Source organism: Saccharopolyspora sp. SCSIO 74807, from assembly GCF_037023755.1.
Lineage (GTDB): Bacteria > Actinomycetota > Actinomycetes > Mycobacteriales > Pseudonocardiaceae > Saccharopolyspora_C > Saccharopolyspora_C galaxeae.
Genome location: NZ_CP146100.1, coordinates 5,031,251 through 5,052,563, shown reverse-complemented (window position 1 = coordinate 5,052,563; position 21,313 = coordinate 5,031,251). Strand labels below are relative to the sequence as shown.

Here is a 21,313-nt window from a genome sequence, read left to right as displayed (position 1 = left end):
CTCCTCGCCCTCGATCTGGCCAGTTAGGACGGTCACGTAGCCCGTGTTCATGCTGAACGCGGGACGTCTAGTGCTCGGATGAATAGGTACGGCTCCGTTGGTTTTGGATGGAACCGGCCCGCCGCCTCTGCGTCGGGGAAGGCAGTGGGCAGCGGGCCGGAGCTACTGGCGCGAGAACGCGCCAAGGTCAATTGGCCGCGGGGCACTGGGGGCAACGTGCATAGCGCTCGGGCGGGGTGCCGAACACCAGGAAGGCGATGCAGCCGCACTCCGTGATGACCACTTCGCGGCCCTGGTAGAGCTGCATGACGGGGTGTTCAGGTACGTCGTGCCAGACGAACTCGCCACGTAAGCCCACGGCGTAGGTGTGTGCGCTGTCCTCGTCATCGCTCGGGAGCACTTCGGCCGCGACTGCCTCCCGCGTTGGCCTCAGCTGGTCGTCTGGCGCGTCGCGGATGCACAGCTCGCACGGCAGGACACCGCTGAGATTCTGCAACTGCACGAGTTCGCCAGCGCCACACGCGAACCCGCATAGTGCCTTGCGGTCGTCGCCGTTCTGCTGCTCGACATCGAAAAAGTGAGCGGCCGAACCGGCTCGATGCCTCGCGATGATCAACGGCATGGCGCGCCCCCTCGGCCCCCGACGACCTCTCCCACCGGCATCCGTGTCGTCGGGGGCATGGCCCACCCGCAGCGCCCGGAGGACAGCGCGGCGGGTGGGTGTTCGTACGCGGGCACCGGTCGCGTTTCGGGGTGTCGCGCCCAGGTGGCTCGTGTAGTGCGCCGCGTCCAGCGCCTAGCACGCCATTCACGTACGAACGGAAGCTTCACAACTAACCAGGTCGCGAGCGGACTCAACGTTGCGGCAAGCAACGCAACCAGTGCGGGTGTCTGCATGGCCCCCGACCTCTCTGCCTCGTTCCCAGTGACATGACGAGCTTCTGCCGATGCGGCTCGGAATGGGAGGGAGTCGAGTCGGGAGCGCAAGGGGAGAGTTTCGGGAGAGTTTGATTTCTCTGCCGGTAGTCAGTCCGTTACTGTCGGGCCGAACTGATCAGAGGAGCAGGTGTGCCGGAGCCCAACGACGCCCTACGCGCTGCCCGACAGCGCCTGGGCTCACCCTCATCACCAGGGCAGCCGATGACACGCCAGGAACTCGCCGAGGCTGTGAACGCGCAGGTCTATCGCCTGACGGAGAAGCTCACCGAGATCGACGCCAACCACATCGGCAAATGGGAGCGTGGCGACTTCCGTTGGCCGGCGGCCCATTACCGGCAGGCGCTGCGGCACGTTCTGAACGTCGACTCGGACCTCGAACTCGGGTTTAAGCGTCGCGGCGACGGGTGTACCACTGAGAATGTGGATCGAAGGACCTACCTTGGAACGACCCTCGGGCTTGGGGTCGGCGTCGCGCTGGCACGGAGTCGCCGCGCAGAGGCAGCGGGAGAGCACGTTGACGAACTCGTCGCGTCGATCGCCGCACCGACCGAGTCCTACCGGCGCATGGAGGCGTCGGTCTCCTCGCAATACCTCGCACCCGCCGCCGAAGGACACCTCCGCTTGGTCAAGCAGGTCGTCCGGGACAAGCTTCACGACGCGCGGGGCTTCGCCGCCCTGAGCGAGATCGCCGGCTTCTCCGCATGGCTCGCGGCGGACAGAGGCGACACCGCCGCAGCCCGTGCTCGGTACCAGGAGAGCATTCGCTTCGCGGAGTCGGCTCGGAACCCGTTGCTGGTCTCGTACATGATCGGCAGTCTTGGACACTTCGCCGTGGAGATTGGTGATCCTCACCAGGGCGCGCTGCTGCTCGACAAGGCAGCGCGTCAGCTCGACAACAGGAGCCCGGCCGCAGCCCGAGCATGGCTGGCCTCGCTGCGCGCGGTCGCCTTCGGCGCCTTGCGCGATCGGCGAGCGATGACCGAGTCGCTGGCCACCGCGGAACGCCTCGCTGACCGGCGTCCGGGTGAGGCGCAGTGGCCGTGGGTGTTCACGTTCACCTCGGCGAAGGTAGCCCGCTATCAGTCCAGCGCCCTGGTGAAGTTCGGCGACCTTGCAGCGGCGAGGAACGTCTACGCGACCGCCATCCCAGCCATGACCGCGCCGAAGCAGCAGTCGCTAGCGAAGATCGAATATGCTCTGCTGCTGGCGGGCACGGGTCACCAGGACGAAGCGGCCAAGCTCGGCGTGGAAGCGTTGCGGGTCGGCAAGCAGTACGGCTCCGAGCGGATCGTCTCGAACGTCCGCACGTTGCGCGCCAAGCTGCCGCAGCACAGCCGCGAGGTGGAGGACCTCGATCACATGTTGATCACGCTTTACGATGAGGACCAGCGGTGACGAGGCTAGCGATCACCGGACACCGAGGACTTCCTCGCGAGACCGAACAGCTCGTGGACACCGCCCTTCGAGAGGAGATCGCTGGTACGCCCGCCGTCGTCGGGTTGAGCTGCCTCGCTGACGGCGCCGACAGTCTGTTCGCTCAGGCGGTTCTCGACCAGCGCGGAGAGCTCGTCGTCATCGTGCCGGCAGCTCGCTACCGAGAGGGGCTTCCCGAGGAACACCATCCGGTCTACGACGCCCTCTTGGCACGTGCGTCCGACGTTGTGCGGCTCGACCACGTCGAGTCCACGTCGCAGTCTCATATGGACGCCAGCATCGACATGATCGAGCGAGCCGATCGCCTCGTCGCGGTATGGGACGGAAAACCGGCACGAGGCTACGGCGGCACAGCCGACATCGTGGACGCGGCGAGAGACCGCGGTCTTCCGGTCACCGTGATCTGGCCGGAAGGCGCCCGGCGCGACTAATGGCTGCAACCTGCGGACGTCCTCACGGTTGGCGACGCGAGTTGCCTGGTTGAAGCCGTGGCGAGCGGCAGAGTGATGGCAATCGGGTGCTTATGACCCATGGTGTCGTGCCTGATCGTTATGGTGCTCGCGAGGTGTGTTGTTCTCGCGTTGGAGGGTGGGCGTCGATGAAGTTCGATATGGGGTCGTCGACGTTGTCGGCGTTGACGAAGCAGACGCAGGGTTCCAGCGATGACCTGGGCGCGTTGATCCGCCAGCTCATCGCCGCCGCGGAACCCCTGGAAGGCAGGTTCAACGGGGCCGGGCGGGGCGCGTTCGACTCGTTCAAGGCACGCGCCGATGAGATCACCGGCGAGCTCAACGGGTCGTTGTCGGCGATCTTGGGCGGGCAATCCGGCATGGACCAGTCGTTCGGCCAAGGCGATACCGAAATGGCCGACAACGCCTCGGCGAACCAGGGCTCGGCCAACTTCGACGCGGCCCGCTTCGGCGCCCGCTGACCACCGGGGGAAATTGTCATGAGCATGGACCGGCGCAGCTTCGACACCGGCATTTCGCAGTCGGTGCAGGGCGACATCCAGGGCATCATCGGACGGCTGGAGTCGGTGATCTCCCAGCGCGACCAGGCCGTGGCCGCCGCGATGGCCGACTTCCAGGCCGACGGCGTCTCGGACGACTACCACCACGTCGAACAACGCTGGAAGTCCGCGGCCACCGAAGTCCGCCAGATCATCAACCTGCTCAAGCAGACCATGACCCAAAACGACGACTCCGCCAACACCGCCATCTCGCGAGCGCGTTCGTCGGTGCAAGGCATCGGCTGAGTCGTCGGTTCTCGCCGGTTCGGCCGGTGGGGTTGGTTGTGTCGTAGGGGGATTGCAGGCGTGGAGTGGGACATTCACCCGGAGCAGGTGCGCGGTGTGCTGGCGCGCACCGCGAGTACCGCGTCGGAGTTCGAGGGGCACGTGACCGCGATGCGCTCCGAGATCGAGGGCGCGGCCGGGCAGGCGTCGTCCGGAATCATCGGCCAAGCGTTGGCCGGGTTCGCCGAGGCCCGCGGGCCGGACATGCAGTTCGTGTTCTCCCGCATCCAATCCGCGATCGGCGGCGCCTCGAGCGCGGTCGGCGCGTATCTGCAGGGTGATCACGAGATGGTCCTCAACGCCCAGCGCGGCGTCGCCTCGGCGCCGGACCCGCGTGACCACATGCCGGGAGGCCGCCGGTGATCAATCCGGGTGCGATCCCGCAGATCCCCGGCAACATGGACACCCTCGCGGCACACGCGCAGGGACTGCGTACGGCCGGGACGGGTTTCGCCGATACCGGCGCGGACGTGCACTCCACCTGGCAAGGCTTGGCACCCGCCTACCTGGCACCAGAATCCGAGCAGTTGTTGCAGGCGACCCGCCCGGTCACCGAGACCGCCGACAACGTCGGCCGCGATGTCGAAGCCGTCGCGGGCGCGTTGCAGCACTACGCCGACGAAGTCCGCCCCCTCCAGCAACGGCTGCGTGATTTGAGGTCGCAGGCCGAGCAGCTCGTCGCCGACATCCACTCCTACGAAAACCAAAAACCGTCGACCTCGGAGATGGCCGCCTCGGCCAAGACCGGGATCGTGCCGGACAAGGACTGGACCGACGACTCCGGTCTCACCGACCGCGACGCCCAGTTGATGTCCGCGGTCAACCAGGCCATCGCCGACTGGATGGCCGCCCAACGCCGCTGCGCCAACACCATCACCGGGCTCTACGGCGGCCAGCACTACACCGCCGACAACGCCGACGGGAACCGCTCCGCGGGCGAGTACGGCTACTCGGCCGACCAACTCACCGCCGCCGCAGGCAGCGACCAAGGACTGCCCTGGGGACGCACCGAGGACACCAGCAACCCACTGGCCGACATCGGCCACGCCGCACTCGACCTCGGCGGCCTCATCCCCGGCGTCGGCGAATTCGCCGACGGCGCCAACGCCGCCTGGTACGCCGCCGAAGGCGACCACCTCAACGCCGGACTCTCCGCCGCCGCCATGATCCCCTTCGCCGGATGGGGCGCCACCGGCGGCAAATTCCTCGGCAAAGGCACCAAAGCCGCCACCGAAGGCGGCGAAGAAGCCGCCGAAACCACCGCCAAGAACCTCGACGAGGCTGATGGTCCTGTGGTGTTCCGCGGGCGCACCAACTGGACCGCTGAAGAGCACGAGCAACTGCGTCGCTATGTTGAATCCAGCGAGCAAGCTCGGCAAAATGGGCATCTGGCCGAGACCGGCCGCGTCTCCACACAGGGCGAGTTGCGGCGCGAGGCCAACCGGGCGGCGATGGCAGAACGCCTGCGTGCGAAGAATGCTGGTGAGCCGTACCAGGGCCAGGTGGGGCATGTTCCGGACACGACCTGGACCGGCCGTCCGGACGGGTACGAGTGGCATGACCAGACGAGCAGGGTAAACGCGTCGTTGGGCTCGCAGGCGCGACAATATCCGGAGGGACACCGTCCAAGTGAATTCCGATTAGGTGAACCGCGTGATTAACGTTGAAGCGTCTGCCACAATGGAGCAATGTCGATGAACCCGCCAGAAAACGAGTTGCCTGCGGACTGGGCTGAGCTGATCGGCTACTCAGCGACGCTGCGCAGCCGCCTGGCCGAGGTCGACCCGCAACTGAGCCCGATGACCATGCCACGGCTGGCAGCCAGCGAGGAACAGCTCGCCAAGGCCGAACAACGGCTCGGCACGCAGCTGGATGCCCAACACCGCGCCCTGCTCCGGCACGGCAACGGATGGCCACTGTTTTTCACCTACACCGATCTGCTTAGCACCGACGAACTCGGAGCAGGACCGCTGTGGGACAAAGCGCAAGAACTGCTTGACCTGTTCTTCTCCGAAGCGCCGACGCCCGCAGATTTTCCCGCCCGCGAGACACTACTCCCGGTCGCCGCGGGCGAAGACGTCACCGACGTATTCGCACTCTGGACCACCGGCCCGCAGACACGTCACGGCCGCCCCATCCTGTGGCTCGCAGGAGAAGAAGTCGACCGCTGGCCCAACATGCGTGAATGGCTACTCTCCATCAACCAATACCTCAACAACGACCTGGCCAAGCTCGCACGCTAAACGAGCGACCGCTGAGTCGTCGCCCCAACGCGAAAGTTCAGTGGTCGGCTCAGGGGCCGTGTTGCCGTCGGGCTAGCGTCGGTACTGCTTGGCGAGGTGGTCGCGGAGCTGCGCGTGACGGAACTGGTAAACGGCACCCGTCCTGCGCAGCACGCCGCGCTCGTAGGCGTCCTCGAGGAACATCTTCGGTCGCCACGGCAACCGTCGGGTCAGCGGCAACCATAGCCGCGCGAACAGCACCCATTGCCCCCATGCTGACAGCGCAAACCGAACAACCCCGATGACAAGCCCTACGAAAATCCCCGAGAAGATCTGAGCGCTCTCGGTCACGAAGCGGGTAACGGCTCGCAACTCGTCTATGGTCAGCACTAAATCGCCCAAGACAACCCTAACGCACAGACTCTGGTCATTGCTCTGAACCATCCTCGTTGGGATGTTACTGAGACTGTCGGATCCGCGTGCGAGAATTTTTGGTGAGCAGCTCCGGCTCTTGTTCCTCCGGGCTCAGCGGCTGGTGCCGTCTTGGTTCTGCTCGAACTCGATGTAGCGGAGGACCCGGCTCAGTGCCTCGGGGCTCAAGCCGCGGGCGCGGTGGGCGATTTGGCGTACGTTGTTCGCGCCAAGGTCGGCCAGCATCGCGTACTGCTCATCTAGCCGCTGGCCACGCTCGGAGTCAGAGAAGTACTCGACCTCCACGTCGAAGTGCTTGGCGAGTGCGACGACCACGGCGTGGCTTGGCTCGTTCTTGCCGGCGAGGAGGTCGTAGAGGTAGCCGCGGGAGACCCCGACCGCTGCGGCCACATCGGGCTTGCGGTGTTGGGTGCCGTCTTCGCGGAGGACGGTCGTGAACAGCTGTTGCAGCTTGGCGCCGAACGACGTGCCCGCGTCAGCTTCCGCTGCGTCGTCGGCCACGATCGCTACCTCCATGCGTCTTCTTCAGCGGACTCTCGATGTCGATTGTCTGGGTAAGTTGACAGCTGGCCTACTATGCGTAGTCCAGTATATCGGACAGCTCCTACAGTTGATACCGGCGGAGACGGGATCGACCGGAACTTCGGGCTGTTCGGGATCGAAGCCTGCTGCTCAGATAGCGCTCATGTGAGCAGCCGGCGCCCGGGCCACAGGGTGATCGCCAACTGCGGCATCCGGCTTGGGGGTCATATGTCCGGGTGGTCGGTGTCGGCGTCGTCCCTGGTCGTTCGCACGAAATCCACGTACTGCAGGACGCTGCGCAGCTGGTCGGGGGAGAGGTCGCGAGCGCGTTGGGCGATCTGGCGTACGTCCGCATCCGCCAGGGCTGCGACCGTCTCGTACTGGCGGTTGAGGTCGCGGCCGCGCTCGTCGTCGGCGAAGTAGTCGAGATTGACCTCGAAGAACTCCGCGAGGGCTTGCACGAGCGTCAGACTCGGCGAGGTCTTCTGCCCCTTGAGTAGCTCGTAGAGGTAGCTCTTCGAGACTTGCACCCGTCCGCGGTAGGAGATCTCGTCGGCGACCTCCTTGGCGGTGTACCGCTTGCCGTCCTCCCTGCGGTAGCTGTCGAAAAGCCGCTGGAGCTGCGCGGCGAAGCTCATGTCGATGTTGTTGTCGGCCATCTCGGCCACCCACTTCCTTGGTCCACTAAAGCGGACCTCGGAACCGACTGTCCGCTATAGTTGACACCCCAGTGTGCTCCGGCTTACCTTGGAGTCATCCGGTCCACTATAGCGGAACAAGGGGCGGGGTGGAGATCCACCACTCGGGCGAGTAAGCAATCTTCGCGCCGAGCTCTCGGAGCCAGTGGGGCGCCCGGGTGCCCCGACGCAGCCACATCGGACGGGGCGATCTTCGGTCGGTCGTCATCGACGGCGAAAAGATCTCGGCAAAAGGAGCTTCACATGAATCGTTTTGCACCACAGAGCTGATTCCGCGCTTCCGGGCCGCCATTCAGTGGCCCATCGTCCGCGGCACGCTGTTTAGTTTCGTGTCGGGCGTCTGCGTTTTCACGAAAATTCCCGTGCTTCCCCGCCAGCAGCGCTGAGCGTTGCTCGGCCGATGCCGCGCGTCGGTTGGCAGCGGCAGGAACACCGCATCCATTCCGTCAAAAAGTGCCCGGATCTCCAGGTCTCGGGCGATGGGGCCGCGCGTCCGAAGTCGCGCGTGTTTCCGCAGATCACGTCAAGACTGTCCTATCTGGAGAGCACTCATGTCTCATCTGCCGCACACAAAACCGACAACGGGCAGCACGCCCTCCTCGCCGCGCCAGGACGGAGCAACGGCTTCCTGCGCTATGCGGCCGTGCGTGTCGCCATCGGCCGTGCACAAGTCCCATGCGTCGGTTGAAGTAGCGGATGCCGCCGCAGATCTCGACCAGCGCGACCGCCGGTTGGCAGGCGCTGCCACTGCTCTGCGCGGAAACCTTCCCAGCCCAGATGTTGTCGGTGCGGTCGAAGCCGGTCGGCTCGCTGCGGCGGCCTCTACTGGCTCGGCCGGTGTCGACGGAGACGACGTCGCGCACCGCACCGCTGCGGCCACCGGACAAGCCGCCGCCGCAGTGCAACATCAGGGGTTCGCGCCGGCGGCTCTTGGAGCTGCTGACTGGGCCGGTTTCGGGGCGGTGGTCCCGGTACTGGCGGCCTCGCCAGGTGCGGGCGCGTCGGTGGTGTCCACTGTGCTCGCTGACGCCTTGCAGGTTGCTGGACACCGCGTCCTGATGGTGGACACCGCCGACCCGGCTCGCTCGGGTCTGGCTACTGCGTCCCGTTCGGACGGACCGGTCTTCGACGGCCCGCATCCGGCAGTGCGTATTCGAGCCTCGTGGCGGGCTCAGGCGGTCGTGGCGCGTATCGAAACCACGTTGCCGGTCATCACCCCCGGCATGGTGCCGTCGCCCCGGTTTTTCAAACCGGCCGCCCATTCGGTGCAGGCCACTGTGATCGACATCGGGCACGACCCGTGGCGGGTGGCCGCTCACCCGCTAGCCGGGGCAGGTGCCTGGTTGCGCACCGGGACTCCGGCGCCCGTGCCGCTACTGGTGTGCCGGCCGACTCGACCGTCGCTGCTGCACGCCGAGCAGGTCCTGGCGCGGTTGGCCGCATGGGATCAGACCGGTACCACCACGCGCCCGGCCCAGCTGGTTGTGCTCGGTGCGAAGAAATGGCCTGTAGGGGTCCCGGGCGCGGCAGGACGGCGCACGGCGGCGCTGCTCGAGAGCGCGCTTTTCCTGCCCCACGACAACGAGTTGGCCCGAAGCGGAATCACCGCGGAAATCACTCCAGCACGTCTGCGAGGGGCCATGAATCCACTGCTGCAGCACCTGTCGCTGCAGCCCAACACCCGCTCCGCCGTCCCCGCTGCACCCCGAAAGGCGGCCCGCTGATGATCCAGCACGTAACCGACTTCGCATTGCCGATCCTGTCTCAGATCCCCAACCCAGCCCCCGTAGCACCTCCCGGTGCCGACAAGGTCACCGAAGTCGCCGGCACGTTCAAATGGGGCGCAGGAATCGCCTTGGTGGTGGGCTTTTTCGCCGGGCTGGCCGTGTGGGCCGGTGGCCGGTGGGTCGATCACCACCGCGCGGGCAAGGTCGGCGTGGTCATGATGCTCTGCGGTGTCGCGGGCGGCTTGCTGTACGCCGTCGGCTACCCGCTGATCAACCACTTCGCCGGGGGCGGCGCATGAGGCCCCCGGATTTCGACAAGCGCCGTTACCGCCTCAGTCCGGAGCTTTGCGAGGCCGCGATCACCCTTGGAGTGCTGGCGCTGCTGGCTGTGGTGGTCGCCGTTCTGATCTCCCGGATAACCCCCGACGACGTTCCGGCGCCACCGCCCAGCCCGCAGCCTCTGATCGGAGCCATCCCCGAAGACCCCGACCGGGACAGCTTGGAGCTGGTGCGTCGGCCGATGTTGCAGCTCCCGCCGCAAGCAGTGCAGCCGCAACCACTGAGCACTGACTCGGCCGGACCCGTGATCACGATCCCCCGGACTCAGCAGCAGGCAGGGCGGTGGATTCCTTCGAGCACGCCCGGGACACCAGAGGGAGCGCTCGCGCAACTGGCGTCCCTGGACGAAACAGCTCTGCGCGGTGCGGACCCCGCCACCTACACGCGCGGATTCACCGAGCAGTCCGAATCGGGAGCACCACCGGCCGACGACACCGGGCTGCATGCGCTGCTGCGATCACTGCGCACGTCGGCGGGACTGAACCCGGCCGGGATGGTTCCTGGACTGACCGCTGATTACGACGTGGTCCAAGGGCAGATCAAAGGTACCGCCGAACGCGGAAACGTGGTGGTGGCCTGCGTCCTAGGGCAGTACTCGGTCGACTACCGCGGGCAGACGGTCACCGCCGGGATCGGAGATTGCCAAGCGCTGCGCTGGAACGGCCGCGAATGGCGCATCGCCGCAACACCGCTGGCCGCACCGGCACCGAACGCGTGGCCAGGCAGCGCTGACGCCGTGGCCGCGGGCTACCGCGAACTGCGGGAGGGCTGAACCATGTGGCCCTTCGACGACATCGGCAGCGCTCTCGGCGGCAGACTTGCCGAACTCGCGGCATCTGCGTTCGAGGGGGCCATGCGGATGCTGTGGGACGGCAGCCTGGCGTTGCTTCGCGCCGCGTTCTCCCTCGCCGACAGGTTCTCGGTGTTCGTAGTCGACGTCCACAGTGGACCAGTCGGGGTGCTGTGGCCGATGATGCTGTGGATCTCCGGCGTCCTGGCGCTGGGGCTCTTCTTCTGGCAGCTGACCATGACTTCATTGCGCGGAGGCCGCGGGTTCCTACGGCTCGCGACCGGCCCGATGCAGTACGGCATCGCGCTCGCGGTGACCACCGGCCTGGTCGGCACGTTCCTCGTAGCCGCCGATGGGCTCACGGAAGGCATCCTCAACCACGGGTTGCAATCGGCGAACTTCCAAGAAGCGCTGCACCACACCGGATTCGCTGATGGAGCGGCGGACGGGGTCAAAGCCGTCGTGCTCGGGATCTGTGCCGTCATCGGCGTCGTTCCCGCGGCTATCGGCTACTGCCTGGAGATGCTCTTCCGCGAAGCGGCCGTGTACCTGCTGGTCGCCACGATCCCGATCACTGCCGCCGGTCTGCTGGCCAACGTCAGCAAGTCGTGGTTTTGGAAGACCGCGCGATGGCTGCTGGCCTGCATCGCTATGAAGCCGGTTCTGGCGCTGGCACTGGCGTTGGGCGTCGCTCTCGTCGGCGGTTCGCAGGGGTTGTCGGGGTTGCTCGCCGGAATCGGGGTCCTGGTGGTGAGCGTGTTCACCCCGTTCGTGCTGTTCCGGCTGTTTGCGTTCGTCGACCCCAACACCGACGCGGGTGGTGCATTCCGCGACGCGCTCTCCAGCGCTGGGATGGACAGCTACGGCTCCGGAAACCCCGCCATGCAAGCTGCCGATGCCCTCACCGGCATCGGAGGCGGGTCTGGTGGCGGCTCCGATGGCGGCGGTGGCTCGACGCAGGAGGACGTGCATTCCGGCCGCTTCGATGCGGCAGCGGCCGACTACGGCAACCAGGAGATGGACACCTACGGAATCGGCAACGGTTCTGGCTCGTCCTTCGGCGACTCCTCCTCGGACGACTCGTCCCAGCCAGGGGAGGGCGAGCAGAACTCCGATGAGGCCGATGCCGAGGACACCCAACCCCCGGCGGCCAACCGCGGTTCGGTAACCAGCAGCGACGGGGTCGGTCCGCAGCACAGCGACGGCAGCGGCAGTTCCGGTGGAGACGAACCACCTCCCCCCGAACCTCCCGACCACGGCGGTCAGGAACCGCCCGACGACAGCGGCGGCCCTCGCGGTGGCGGCGGCGGATCCGGCCCCAAGACCAGTGGCGGAGGCGGCGCTGGCGCCTCCAGCAGTGAAGCAGCGGAAGCAGCGGTGATTGTCTGATGAGCCATCACGTTCGGATCTATCGAGGCTTGTCCCGGCGCGAACGTGCCGGATGGATCATGGGCCTTACCCCGGTGCAGGCGGTGACCTGCCTGGTGTTGGCAGTGCCGGTGTTGTGGACCGTGTCGGCTGGCCAGTTCACCGACGCACTACTTCTGCTCGTCGTCTGTGGCGGGATCGCCACTCTGGTCGTGGTGCCGATACGCGGACGACCGGCGCTGCGGTGGCTGGCGCACCTGCTGCTGCACCAGCTCGGTGCTGCCACCGGCTGGTCGCGGTGGCAATCCGCGGCCGCGGCTGGAAATCCAATTACCCCTGACGAGCCTGACCTACCTGGCGTCCTGCAACGGATCGCGCTGCCGGATGGCCCACCGCTGCGGGACCGGGGGCGGGTGTGCCTTATCCACGACACCGGCGACGGCCGGTGGGGCGCGACCGCGCGGCTTACTCACTCCGGAGTCGGGCTGCTGTCCGCGGAACAGTGCGAACGACTGGCTTCCCGGTTGGGAACCCTGCTGCTGTCCATTGGGCACCGCGACGTCGTCGACCGGCTCAGCTTGCTCGTACGCACCGTGCCCGACGACGGCACCGAGCACGACATCTGGCGTCGCGAACACGAAGTTCACAACGCTCCCGATCTCGCACGCCGGGCAGCCGACGAACTCGACCACACCATCGGCAACGCGAGCGTCCGGCACGAGGTGTTCGTAACCATTGCCGGGTCCGAGGACGCGCTGCGAAAACCAGCGGCGGCCGCGGGCGGCGGCATCGAAGGCCGAGCTCGGGTTCTCTACCGGGTGATCGACGGCTTGGAAGATCCACTCAAATCGCTGGGAGCGACCTCGGTGGAATGGCTGTCCGGCAGCGCGCTCGCCGAGGCCATCCGCACTGGGTTCAACCCTGACTCCAGCGCAGTGCTGCGGGCCGGGCACATCAGCGGGGAACCCGAAGACGGGCTGCCGAAGGCTGCCGCCGGACCGGTCGCCGCACCGCCGTCGTCGATGCGCCGCTACGACCACGATGCTTACTCGACGGTGTCGTACTCGGTGCTGATGCCCGAAGCGGGCACCGTGTTCGGTTCGTTGTCGCCGCTGCTGGCAGTGCGCACAGCCGGCGAGCGGCGAACGCTGGCAATCCATTACGAGGTCTTGGACTCTCGCAAGGCTTCGCGCGAAGTGCAGAGCCTGCGGTTCCGCACCGGGGTGCTGCGCGACTACAAGTCCGCGAAGGGGTTTTCCGCCTCCGCATCGGAGGATCGCGAGGCCAGCGGTGCGCAGGCGCAAGAGCGCGCGGTCGCAGCAGGCCACAGCCTGGTCAGGTTCTCCGCCGTGTCCTCGGTGACCGTCCCCGCGAACTGGACGGTCGAGGACCACGCGGCACGCCTGGAAAACGACAGCGCTGGCCGGTTCCGCCTGCTGCGGCTCGATCTCGCGCAGGACTCGGCGTTCGTCGCCGCCTGCCTCCCGCTGGGCATCGGCCTGCCCCGCTCCCGAGGAGGTCTGCTTTGACGCGAAACTCGGCACGCGACACCGCACAGCTGCTAAGCCAGTTCGGCGCTCCGCCCCCGACACGGGCTCGGCCGACAGCACCGCCAACTCGCCGTGACCAGCGGGGGCAGCGCATCAATCGGCTGCAAGCTCCGCGCCGCGGACGTACCGCGGTCGGATACGGCTGGGCTCCAGTGGAAGCGCCGTTGCCGACCTTCTTGGCGGCCACGCATGAGATCGGCGGGTTGTTCCCACTGCTGGCGGCGAACGCGAATCCCGCGATGGGTGCCCGCATCGGCTACGACACCTTGAGCGGCGGCGCCTTCTACTGCTCGCCGATCGACTGGGTGCTCAACGGGCTGGTGACCAACCCGAACCTGGTCGTGTTCGGCGAGCCCGGCCGCGGCAAGTCGTCCACAGTGGTCGCACTTCTGCTGCGGATGATGCTGTTCGGCACCCGCACCCTGATTTCCGGTGACGTCAAGGGCGAATACTCGCCCCTGCTGCGAGCGCTGGGAATCGAACCCATCGCGCTCGGGCGAGGCTCACCGGCTCGACTCAACGCGCTGGACCTGGGGCCGTTGGCCACCAGATGGGATTCCTGGTCAGTCGGGCGTCAGCGTGACGAACTCGATGGCGTGCTCGGGCGGTGGACGAAACTGCTGGTCGCTCTCGCCGAAGCACAGGGCTACCCGGCCACCGTCAGCGATGAAGCCGTGCTCTCGCAGGTACTGCGGCGTCTGGTCGGGGCTGCCGACGGCAACGACCGGGTACGTCCGGTGACCATCCCCGAGGTTCACCGCGCGCTGGCCGACCCTGCACCGGAGCTGGTGGAGATCGCACGCTTCGCCGACCGGCGTCAGTTCCTCGACACATTGCGTCCGATCACTGATGCGCTCGGCAATCTCATCTCCGGACCGCTCAGTGGCTTGTTCGACGAGCCCACCAACTTCGAACTGGATTGGAACGCGCCGATCCAGTCGATGGACCTGTCCCTGTTGCGTTCTCGCGGGGATCAGGCCGTTGCGGTGGCGCTGACCGTTCTGGGCTCCTGGGCCAGCTTGATCACCGATCTGCAAGAGGACGGCGAAATCCGGATCGTCGTACGCGACGAGGTTTGGCGGCAGATGAGGCTGGGCGTCAAGACCGTCCAAGCCGTCGACTCAGACCTGCGGCTCTCACGCACCGAACGCAAGATCCAAGTCCTGGTCGGACACAAGCCGTCGGACTTCCTCTCCGTCGGGAGTGCCGGCTCGCAAGAAGTGGCGATCGCCAAGGATCTGCTCGCGTTGTGCAGCACGAGAATCCTGTTCGGACAGTCCACAAGGGTCGCTGACGAACTCGCCGACGATCTCGGGCTCGGTGAACCCGAGCAGGATGTCACCACGGGCTGGTGCATGGAACGCCAAGGTCGGGCGCTGTGGAAGTTGGAGAACCAGCCCGGCTACAAGGTCCAAACCGTGCTCTCCAGCTGCGAGAAAGCCGTGTTCGACACCAACGCGCAGCTGCGTGCGGACGGAGGCCGGTGATGCCGAACTCCTCGCGCACTCTTCTGGCATTCGCCGCCGCCACAGCAGTTCTCGTCGTGCTGCCACTGCTCTTGGTCGGTATCGCAGTCATGGCCGTGGCCACAGCAACGGGTGCCGCGCTCAACTGCGGCGCCGGTAGCGGGCCTGGCGGTGGCGGTCAGCAGGTCGGCGACCGGCAGTGGAACGGCGAGCAGATGACCAACGCACAGACCATCACCGCGATCACGCAGCAACGGCGGCTGCCGCAACGTGCCGCGGTCATCGCCATCTCTACTGCGATCGTTGAGTCGGACCTGACCAACGTCAGTCACGGCGACCGCGACAGCCTCGGGCTTTTCCAACAGCGGCCGTCGATGGGATGGGGAACTCCGGAACAGGTGACCAACCCGGTCTACGCGACTGGCACGTTCCTGGACCACCTAACGGCCCTTGATGGGTGGTGGGACATGCCGCCCGGCGTGGCCCAGCAGACGGTGCAGGCATCCGCTTACCCGGACCGCTACGCCCCGCAGGAAGCCGCCGCTAGCGCTTTGATGAGCAAGTTCTGGACCGGGCTGGACAATCCGCTTCCGCCCGGAGGCGGGTCTCAAGCCGACTTGGCGCAGCAGGCCACGGCGAGCTGCCCAGACCAGGGGCAGGGCGGCCCGAATACACCGCTCGATCCGCAAAGTTTGCCGCCTGGTTTCCAGCTGCCGGCCGACCCTGCTCAACGAGCCGCCGTCGAATACGCGCTGGCACAGCGCGGAAAGCCGTACGTCTATGGAGCCAAGGGGCCGGATGCCTTCGACTGTTCCGGGCTAATGCAAGCCGCCTGGGCGCACGCTGGGGTACCTGTCTCCGCGGGCACCGTCAGCCAGGTCCATGACGGCCGGGCCGTCAGCTCCCTCGACCAGATCCAACCAGGTGACCTGGTGTTCATCCCCGGATCTCTCGGATCACCCAGCAACCCGCGGCACGTCGGGATGTACGTCGGCTACGGGCACATCGTCAACGCCTACGACGAGAAAACCGGGGTAGTGGTCGCAAAACTCGACGACTGGGCTGGGCAAGTCGTCGCCATCCGGCGCGTCGCCGAACCCCGAGGAGAACGGGCATGAGCCGAGCACCGACCTTCTCACCGACCGCTGATCGCGACATGGTCCTGATGGGGCTCCTTATCGCCGTGCTGTCGTTGACACTGGCCGTAGCCGGTCTGTTCATGCTCGGTGCGGCGGCCGCAACCGTGCTCGAAGGCGGGCCGTGGCGGATGCCCGCGTTCGAGTCCTGGATTCCTGGCGTGCTCTCCGTGCTAGGTCATCCCGCAGAGCCAGCCGCGGACCTGGGCGACCCATGGACTGCCGCGTTGGCCGAGAAACCGAGGTCGTACTGGTCGATCACCGGCGCTTTTCTGGGGACCTGTGCTGCCGTCGTAGCCGTCGTGGGAATGGCTGCATGGTCCCGCTTCGGACCCACCCAGCCGGGACATGCCAGCCGCCGCGATATCCGCGGTGAGCTGTCGCTGGAGGCGGCACGGCGAGCTGCCGAATGGACTCGACCGAGCTTGACTCCGCGAGAGCGCCGCCGCGCGCCGCTTGAGCAGGTCGCCGCGCCGTTGCACCGATGTCCTCATCGGCAAATCCTGGGCACACCTTTGGAAAACCCGACAGGTGCGTTCGCGCCGACTCAGTCCGGCAAGTCCCGCACCGATGTCGTGCACAAAGCTCTGGCAGCGCCCGGCGCGTTGTTGTGCAGCACGACGAAACCGGACTTGGTCGAGTTCGCGGCCCTGGCCCGTTCGCGTCGGCCCGGGGCGGGCCCGGTGATGGTGTTCGACACCACCGGCAAAGTGCAGTGGCCGGCCCAGATCCGGCCTTCACCGATCCCCGGATGCAAGGACTTCGCCGTGGCGAGGCGGCGTGCCGAAACCCTCGTCGACGCCTCCGCTGTTGGCCTGTCCGAGGTCGGCGGCAACGACAAGATCTTCCGCGAGAGAGCGAAGACCGTCGTGCAGGCGTACCTGCTGGCCGCCGCCCACGACGGCAGGGGAGTCGGCGACCTGGTCAGCTGGTCGATCACAAAGCCACCGGACCAGGAACCCGTCGAGTTGCTGCGTCGACGCGGGTTCGTCGAGCTGGCCGACAACCTGGCCGCCGAGATCGGCATGGTCGCGGAGACCTCCGATGCCGTGTGGTTGAGCGTACGGCGCGTGATCGAGCCATGGCTGGACCCGCACCTCCGAGAACTCTGCTCACCGAAAGCAGGGGAGGAGTTCGACGCCCACGCCTTCGTGGCTAACCAGGGCTCGTTGTTCCTCGTCGCCGACAAGCACCAAGCCGCGCAGGTTCGTCCGGTGCTCACAGCGCTGGTCGAGGACATCCTCACCACCGAGCAGGAGATGGCGCTGTCGTACCCGTCCCGGCGTCTCGATCCGCCTGCGACCAACGACCTTGACGAGCTCTACGACGCCACGCCGATTCCGAAGCTGCCCGAAATCCTCGCCGACTCGGCAGGACGAGGCGTGATCATCCACTGGGCAGCCCAATCCATGGCACACCTGGAAGATCTCTACGGGGAATCGGGAAGACGCCAGCTGCTCGACAACACCACGACGCTGACGTTCTGGGGCGGCATCAAGGACACCAAGACCCTCGAACTGGTCTCGACGCTGTCCTCGTACCACGAACGGCGCCGATACCAGCAGCAGAGCGACGGACTGCTCGGGATCGGTCGCACCAGCGTCGGTACCGAGGACGTGCCTACCTATCGCGCTGGTGCGGTTCGCACCTTGCCCCGCGGTCGTGTGCTCGTCTTCCACCGCCACCTGCGGCCGATTCTGGCCCGGACTGTTGACGTTTCCCGTCGTGGCGACTGGCCGCAGCTGCGCACAGACCAAGCAGCGGTGCGCGACGGAACCGCCGCGATCACTCCGGACGGCTACACCACTACGACCCAACCGACACCGCGAGCACCGGAGGTGGATGCCCGGTGAGCGATGAGGAAATAACGCCGCGACGCTCCCAGAACTCTGCTGAACCGAGTGACGGCGGCACCTCGCCGCTGGAGGCACAGGTCGAGGCACTCACCGAGATCGTCGGCGGCCTCACTTCCAAACTCACTGCTCTGCGGGGGCGGATCGAGACCCTGGAGAACGGGGATCCCGACGAACCCGACGGTGCCGAGGACGAACCCGCCGACCGACCCGCTCCGTGGGTGTTGTTCGCGCCCCCGGCCGCGGCCGAGGATCGGCTACACCGTTCCGACAACCACACACCACTGTGGACTGTGCAGAACTTCGTCGGTTGGTACAACACCACGTTCCTAGGCATCGCGGGATCTCAGGCGAGAGCGATCCCTGTTTGCTGGGCAGAGCATCCCGGTTTGGCTCAAGAGGTCGCAGTCCTGGCCTACTCGTGGCGTCGCGCCCACATAGGAACGACAGCGAACGTGCGCGACGCCCAGCTCTGGCTCCAGCAAACCCGGCCCGGATTCGCGGCACGCCTGGCCGAGTGGGTCCACCCGCACTGCCTCGACGGGCGCCACCGCGAGGTCGGCGCGGTCTACCGCGCGAACCGCTTCGCTGCCGCCGAATCCGAGCAGCGCTCCGATGCCACACCGTCTCGAAAGGAATCTCAATGAGCAGCATTCGGTTTCACCAGACCTGTGCGGCCGCCGCGGGCGCCGGAGCTGTAGCTGCCGGCGTTGGCTGGGCCAGTACGGCTCGCCGCCTGCACCACCGCACACGCGAACTCCGCCACGCCCGCCGCGACCCCGCCACCGGACTGCTCACTCGCGCCGGGTGGGAGATCACTGCGCCTGCGCTACTCCGCCGGACCGATTTGTGCGGAATGGTGGATCTCGACGAATTCAAGCACGTGAACGACACCTTCGGCCATTCCACCGGCGATCGGGTGCTCCGTGCGATAGCCACGCGCCTGCGTGCCGCGCTGCCCGCGGACGCGTTGCTGGCACGGCTTGGGGGAGACGAGTTCGTGTTTCTCGCAAAACTTCCGGTGGAGACGCTCGCCAGCGCGGCCGACACGTTGCTGGATGGCTTGACAGCCCGTTTGCGGATTCGGGGCCATGCCATGCACATCGGGGCGTCGATTGGACTCGCAGTCCTGACCGACTTGCCCACGGCTCAGCTTCGCGAAGCTGTCGCCGCAGCGGACGACGCCATGTATGACGCGAAGGTCTTCCGTACGGGCTGGTGCCGCTACGATCCCGATCTGCACTCCACTCCGCCTGTGCGCCCGGTTCGGAGTCCGTCAGCTCCGTGCGTGGACGATCACGGAAGCGTCCAAGTCGGGACGGCCCCATGACTCTCCACGACTACCGCGCCCCCTGGGAACGCCACGCTGCATGTGCAGGAACCGACCCACATCTCTGGTACGGACGCGACGACGTATACGAACCTGGCTGGCAAGCACACCAACGTCGTCAGAGCGCAAAGGCGGTTTGCCGGAGCTGCCCGGTGCAGACCGAGTGTCTCCTGGACGAACTCACTCGCCCGCGCAGCGAACAGCACGGCATTCGCGGAGCCACCACGGCCGGAGAAAGGGCACGCCTGCTGGCCCACTGGCGCGCGATCGGGTCCATTCCACAGCACACCCCGCCTTCAGATACGGACATTATGCGCAACTTGCTCGAAGGGGAAGCGCAAGAACGAGCTGCGTCATGAACTTGCGATGACGACACGCGCGTACACCCGGATGGGTTACTTCTGTCGCTGTACTCGCCCCACCGCGGGATCTATTGGCTCATCCCGACGCGTTATCGGTCTTGCGATGCGACGATGCGACCGGATGGAACAGGACAAACAGGGGGCACACCGTGAGCACGAATCGGAGGCAGAACGCGCTTCGCCGCTACCGGAGTGAACAAGCCCTACGGCGGCGTCTGCGCGGCGAACTCGCTGCACTGCACATCACCCGCCCGGTCAGCATGGAAGAAGTGTGCGAGCGGCTTGCGGAACGCCGCGGGAAACCCATCCAGCTGCTGTCCTACCCGCTCGAGGTGCCCGGCCCGTTCGGACTGTGGTTGTCCACCACGTCGGCGGAAATCATCCTCTACCAGTCGGAGACGACCCGGCTCCACCAGCAGCACATCATCGCGCACGAGTTGGGCCACGTACTGGCCAACCATAATTCGGACGACGGCGAGGACGCGGTGTGGCATGAGCTGATGCCCGACATCCCACCCGATGTCATCCGTCGAGCATTGCGGCGCACCAGCTACGACCGGGACGAGGAACGCCAGGCCGAGATCGTCGCGACGATGCTAGAGGAGAAAGCGGCCGTCGACGAGGCGATCGCACGTCCGGCGGCCACCGGGCGTGCGAATCGCGTGCAGCACGCTTTGGGCGACCAGCAGGAATCCTGGCTATGAGCCTCACATCCTTCCTTGCGTTCATCGTTGCTCCTGCCTGGTTCATCTACCGGCTGGCGCGCAATCCGGGCAGCGCGGCGTTGCGTGCGGTGGTCGCTTGCTTGATCCTGCGAGCCGCAGACAGTCCTGCGGTTATGGCCGCGATCCGCAACACGTTCAACCTCGGCCCCACGGCCGAAAACCTGGTCAAGAACTATGCGCTGGCAAGCAGCTGGTGCTGCTTGATGCTGTTCTTCCTGTTCGCCGCCGGTGCCGGTGCGCGCAGGGCGTGGCGGGAAGCGGCGATTCTCGCCAGCGTGCTGGTGATCATGACGGTGGCCGTAGCGCTAACCCCGAACCCGGACGCCTTGCTTCAAAGCAGCGCGACTGTGGCTTCTGAACGCTACCCAACGGTGTTGGTGTTCTACGTGCTCGGCAACGCCTACTTCGCTTACGCGACCGGGGCAGCGGCACTGTGGGCGGTGCGCTATGCCCGCGAGTCCACGCGCCGGACCCGGTTCGGGTTGCTGGTGGCGTCGGTGGGCTTGGCTGGCTTCGCTGGGCTCTCGGCTGTACGTACTGTGCTGATGGTGCTTCCGCATTCGCCGGCGTTGTCCGGCCTGGTGAACGACTTGATCGGCCCATTCCTGTTGCTGTTCGTGATCGGGGTATGCATGGTCGGTGCTGTGGAGCGCGTAGTCGCCGCCTGCGTGTGGTGGCGGCACCGCCGCGTCTACTCCGAGCTGCGGCCCTTGTGGCAAGCACTGCACGACGTTTTCCCGTCCAACGCGCTCGAACGTCGACGTCCTCTTATCCCGTGGCTTGACCGCCTCGTGCCGGTGCGGCTGCACCGTCGCTACTGGCGGCGGCTGATCGAATGCCGGGACGGGCTCGTGAAGCTTTCTCCGCACCTCGTCGACATCGGACTCGATTCGCAGCGGCCGGACCGCATCACGGCCGAGCAGTTCCGCGAAGCGCTACGACGCGAGAAGGCCGGGGTCGTGCCCGGCTCGCGGCACGCAACACTGGTCGCAGCTCCTCCGGAGGACGACGGCGCCGACGCCGACGCCGACGAGTTGCGCCGCCTGTCCCGGTCTCTCGAATACTGAACGTCCGCGGACTTCGAGGCTTTAAGCTGCGACGTATACCCACCGCCCGCACCTTGTTG

General features: G+C 66.5%; 25 protein-coding genes. 21 read left to right on the top strand and 4 right to left on the bottom strand.

What is annotated here, in order from left to right; all coding sequences use genetic code 11:
• Nucleotides 1-187 precede the first annotated feature (187 nt).
• The gene (locus V1457_RS23115; protein WP_338596764.1) at nucleotides 188-622 is read right to left on the bottom strand and encodes a hypothetical protein; all 435 of its coding nucleotides are present in this window, start codon (nucleotides 620-622) and stop codon (nucleotides 188-190) included.
• Between the two features lie 518 nt (nucleotides 623-1,140).
• Here V1457_RS23115 and V1457_RS23110 point away from each other — a divergent pair.
• From V1457_RS23110 to V1457_RS23080, 7 genes are all read left to right on the top strand, one after another.
• Nucleotides 1,141-2,334: a hypothetical protein gene (locus V1457_RS23110; RefSeq protein WP_338596762.1), complete on the top strand. Its 1,194-nt coding sequence runs from the start codon at nucleotides 1,141-1,143 to the stop codon at nucleotides 2,332-2,334.
• Nucleotides 2,335-2,387: 53 nt separating this feature from the next.
• Complete coding sequence (locus V1457_RS23105; RefSeq protein WP_338596760.1) at nucleotides 2,388-2,804, top strand: hypothetical protein; 417 nt, start codon at nucleotides 2,388-2,390, stop codon at nucleotides 2,802-2,804.
• A 167-nt stretch (nucleotides 2,805-2,971) separates the two neighbouring features.
• Nucleotides 2,972-3,304: a hypothetical protein gene (locus V1457_RS23100; protein ID WP_338596759.1), complete on the top strand. Its 333-nt coding sequence runs from the start codon at nucleotides 2,972-2,974 to the stop codon at nucleotides 3,302-3,304.
• Between the two features lie 18 nt (nucleotides 3,305-3,322).
• Nucleotides 3,323-3,628, top strand: coding sequence for a pore-forming ESAT-6 family protein (locus V1457_RS23095; RefSeq protein WP_338596758.1), 306 nt, complete (start codon nucleotides 3,323-3,325; stop codon nucleotides 3,626-3,628).
• A 60-nt stretch (nucleotides 3,629-3,688) separates the two neighbouring features.
• Complete coding sequence (locus tag V1457_RS23090; RefSeq protein ID WP_338596756.1) at nucleotides 3,689-4,030, top strand: DUF6507 family protein; 342 nt, start codon at nucleotides 3,689-3,691, stop codon at nucleotides 4,028-4,030.
• Between the two features lie 164 nt (nucleotides 4,031-4,194).
• The gene (locus tag V1457_RS23085) at nucleotides 4,195-5,328 is read left to right on the top strand and encodes a hypothetical protein (RefSeq protein WP_338596755.1); all 1,134 of its coding nucleotides are present in this window, start codon (nucleotides 4,195-4,197) and stop codon (nucleotides 5,326-5,328) included.
• Between the two features lie 27 nt (nucleotides 5,329-5,355).
• On the top strand, nucleotides 5,356-5,910 hold the full coding sequence (locus V1457_RS23080; RefSeq protein WP_338596753.1) for an SMI1/KNR4 family protein: 555 nt from the start codon (nucleotides 5,356-5,358) through the stop codon (nucleotides 5,908-5,910).
• Between the two features lie 72 nt (nucleotides 5,911-5,982).
• Here the strand turns inward: V1457_RS23080 and V1457_RS23075 are convergent, their stop codons facing one another.
• From V1457_RS23075 to V1457_RS23065, 3 genes are all read right to left on the bottom strand, one after another.
• A complete protein-coding gene (locus tag V1457_RS23075; RefSeq protein ID WP_338596752.1) occupies nucleotides 5,983-6,291 on the bottom strand; it encodes a hypothetical protein in 309 nt (102 codons plus the stop codon).
• A gap of 123 nt (nucleotides 6,292-6,414) precedes the next feature.
• Nucleotides 6,415-6,822: a helix-turn-helix transcriptional regulator gene (locus V1457_RS23070; protein ID WP_338596750.1), complete on the bottom strand. Its 408-nt coding sequence runs from the start codon at nucleotides 6,820-6,822 to the stop codon at nucleotides 6,415-6,417.
• A gap of 245 nt (nucleotides 6,823-7,067) precedes the next feature.
• A complete protein-coding gene (locus tag V1457_RS23065; RefSeq protein WP_338605083.1) occupies nucleotides 7,068-7,502 on the bottom strand; it encodes a helix-turn-helix transcriptional regulator in 435 nt (144 codons plus the stop codon).
• Nucleotides 7,503-7,699: 197 nt separating this feature from the next.
• Between V1457_RS23065 and V1457_RS23060 the strand changes: the two genes are divergently transcribed.
• The 14 genes from V1457_RS23060 to V1457_RS22995 all read left to right on the top strand — a co-directional run bounded on the left by V1457_RS23060 (nucleotide 7,700) and on the right by V1457_RS22995 (nucleotide 21,254).
• Nucleotides 7,700-7,927: a hypothetical protein gene (locus V1457_RS23060; RefSeq protein ID WP_338596748.1), complete on the top strand. Its 228-nt coding sequence runs from the start codon at nucleotides 7,700-7,702 to the stop codon at nucleotides 7,925-7,927.
• A gap of 261 nt (nucleotides 7,928-8,188) precedes the next feature.
• The gene (locus V1457_RS23055; RefSeq protein ID WP_338596746.1) at nucleotides 8,189-9,265 is read left to right on the top strand and encodes a hypothetical protein; all 1,077 of its coding nucleotides are present in this window, start codon (nucleotides 8,189-8,191) and stop codon (nucleotides 9,263-9,265) included.
• The gene (locus tag V1457_RS23050; protein ID WP_338596744.1) at nucleotides 9,265-9,567 is read left to right on the top strand and encodes a hypothetical protein; all 303 of its coding nucleotides are present in this window, start codon (nucleotides 9,265-9,267) and stop codon (nucleotides 9,565-9,567) included. The genes V1457_RS23055 and V1457_RS23050 overlap by 1 nt, the downstream gene beginning before the upstream one ends.
• Nucleotides 9,564-10,379, top strand: a complete 816-nt coding sequence (locus V1457_RS23045) for a hypothetical protein (protein ID WP_338596742.1) — start codon at nucleotides 9,564-9,566, stop codon at nucleotides 10,377-10,379. The genes V1457_RS23050 and V1457_RS23045 overlap by 4 nt, the downstream gene beginning before the upstream one ends.
• A gap of 3 nt (nucleotides 10,380-10,382) precedes the next feature.
• On the top strand, nucleotides 10,383-11,786 hold the full coding sequence (locus tag V1457_RS23040) for a hypothetical protein (protein WP_338596740.1): 1,404 nt from the start codon (nucleotides 10,383-10,385) through the stop codon (nucleotides 11,784-11,786).
• Entirely contained in the window at nucleotides 11,786-13,294 is a 1,509-nt protein-coding gene (locus V1457_RS23035) for an SCO6880 family protein (RefSeq protein ID WP_338596738.1), read from the top strand. The genes V1457_RS23040 and V1457_RS23035 overlap by 1 nt, the downstream gene beginning before the upstream one ends.
• Before the next feature lie 185 nt (nucleotides 13,295-13,479).
• A complete protein-coding gene (locus V1457_RS23030) occupies nucleotides 13,480-14,802 on the top strand; it encodes an ATP-binding protein (protein ID WP_338596735.1) in 1,323 nt (440 codons plus the stop codon).
• Nucleotides 14,802-15,899, top strand: a complete 1,098-nt coding sequence (locus V1457_RS23025) for a C40 family peptidase (protein WP_338596734.1) — start codon at nucleotides 14,802-14,804, stop codon at nucleotides 15,897-15,899. The genes V1457_RS23030 and V1457_RS23025 overlap by 1 nt, the downstream gene beginning before the upstream one ends.
• Nucleotides 15,896-17,770, top strand: a complete 1,875-nt coding sequence (locus V1457_RS23020) for a TraM recognition domain-containing protein (RefSeq protein WP_338596732.1) — start codon at nucleotides 15,896-15,898, stop codon at nucleotides 17,768-17,770. Before V1457_RS23025 ends, V1457_RS23020 begins: the two co-directional genes overlap by 4 nt.
• Entirely contained in the window at nucleotides 17,767-18,417 is a 651-nt protein-coding gene (locus V1457_RS23015; RefSeq protein ID WP_338596730.1) for a hypothetical protein, read from the top strand. Before V1457_RS23020 ends, V1457_RS23015 begins: the two co-directional genes overlap by 4 nt.
• A complete protein-coding gene (locus V1457_RS23010; RefSeq protein WP_338596728.1) occupies nucleotides 18,414-19,100 on the top strand; it encodes a GGDEF domain-containing protein in 687 nt (228 codons plus the stop codon). The genes V1457_RS23015 and V1457_RS23010 overlap by 4 nt, the downstream gene beginning before the upstream one ends.
• On the top strand, nucleotides 19,097-19,459 hold the full coding sequence (locus V1457_RS23005; RefSeq protein ID WP_338596726.1) for a WhiB family transcriptional regulator: 363 nt from the start codon (nucleotides 19,097-19,099) through the stop codon (nucleotides 19,457-19,459). Before V1457_RS23010 ends, V1457_RS23005 begins: the two co-directional genes overlap by 4 nt.
• A 152-nt stretch (nucleotides 19,460-19,611) precedes the next feature.
• Nucleotides 19,612-20,166: a hypothetical protein gene (locus V1457_RS23000; protein WP_338596724.1), complete on the top strand. Its 555-nt coding sequence runs from the start codon at nucleotides 19,612-19,614 to the stop codon at nucleotides 20,164-20,166.
• Nucleotides 20,163-21,254: an MAB_1171c family putative transporter gene (locus V1457_RS22995; RefSeq protein ID WP_338596723.1), complete on the top strand. Its 1,092-nt coding sequence runs from the start codon at nucleotides 20,163-20,165 to the stop codon at nucleotides 21,252-21,254. Before V1457_RS23000 ends, V1457_RS22995 begins: the two co-directional genes overlap by 4 nt.
• Nucleotides 21,255-21,313: the final 59 nt, after the last annotated feature.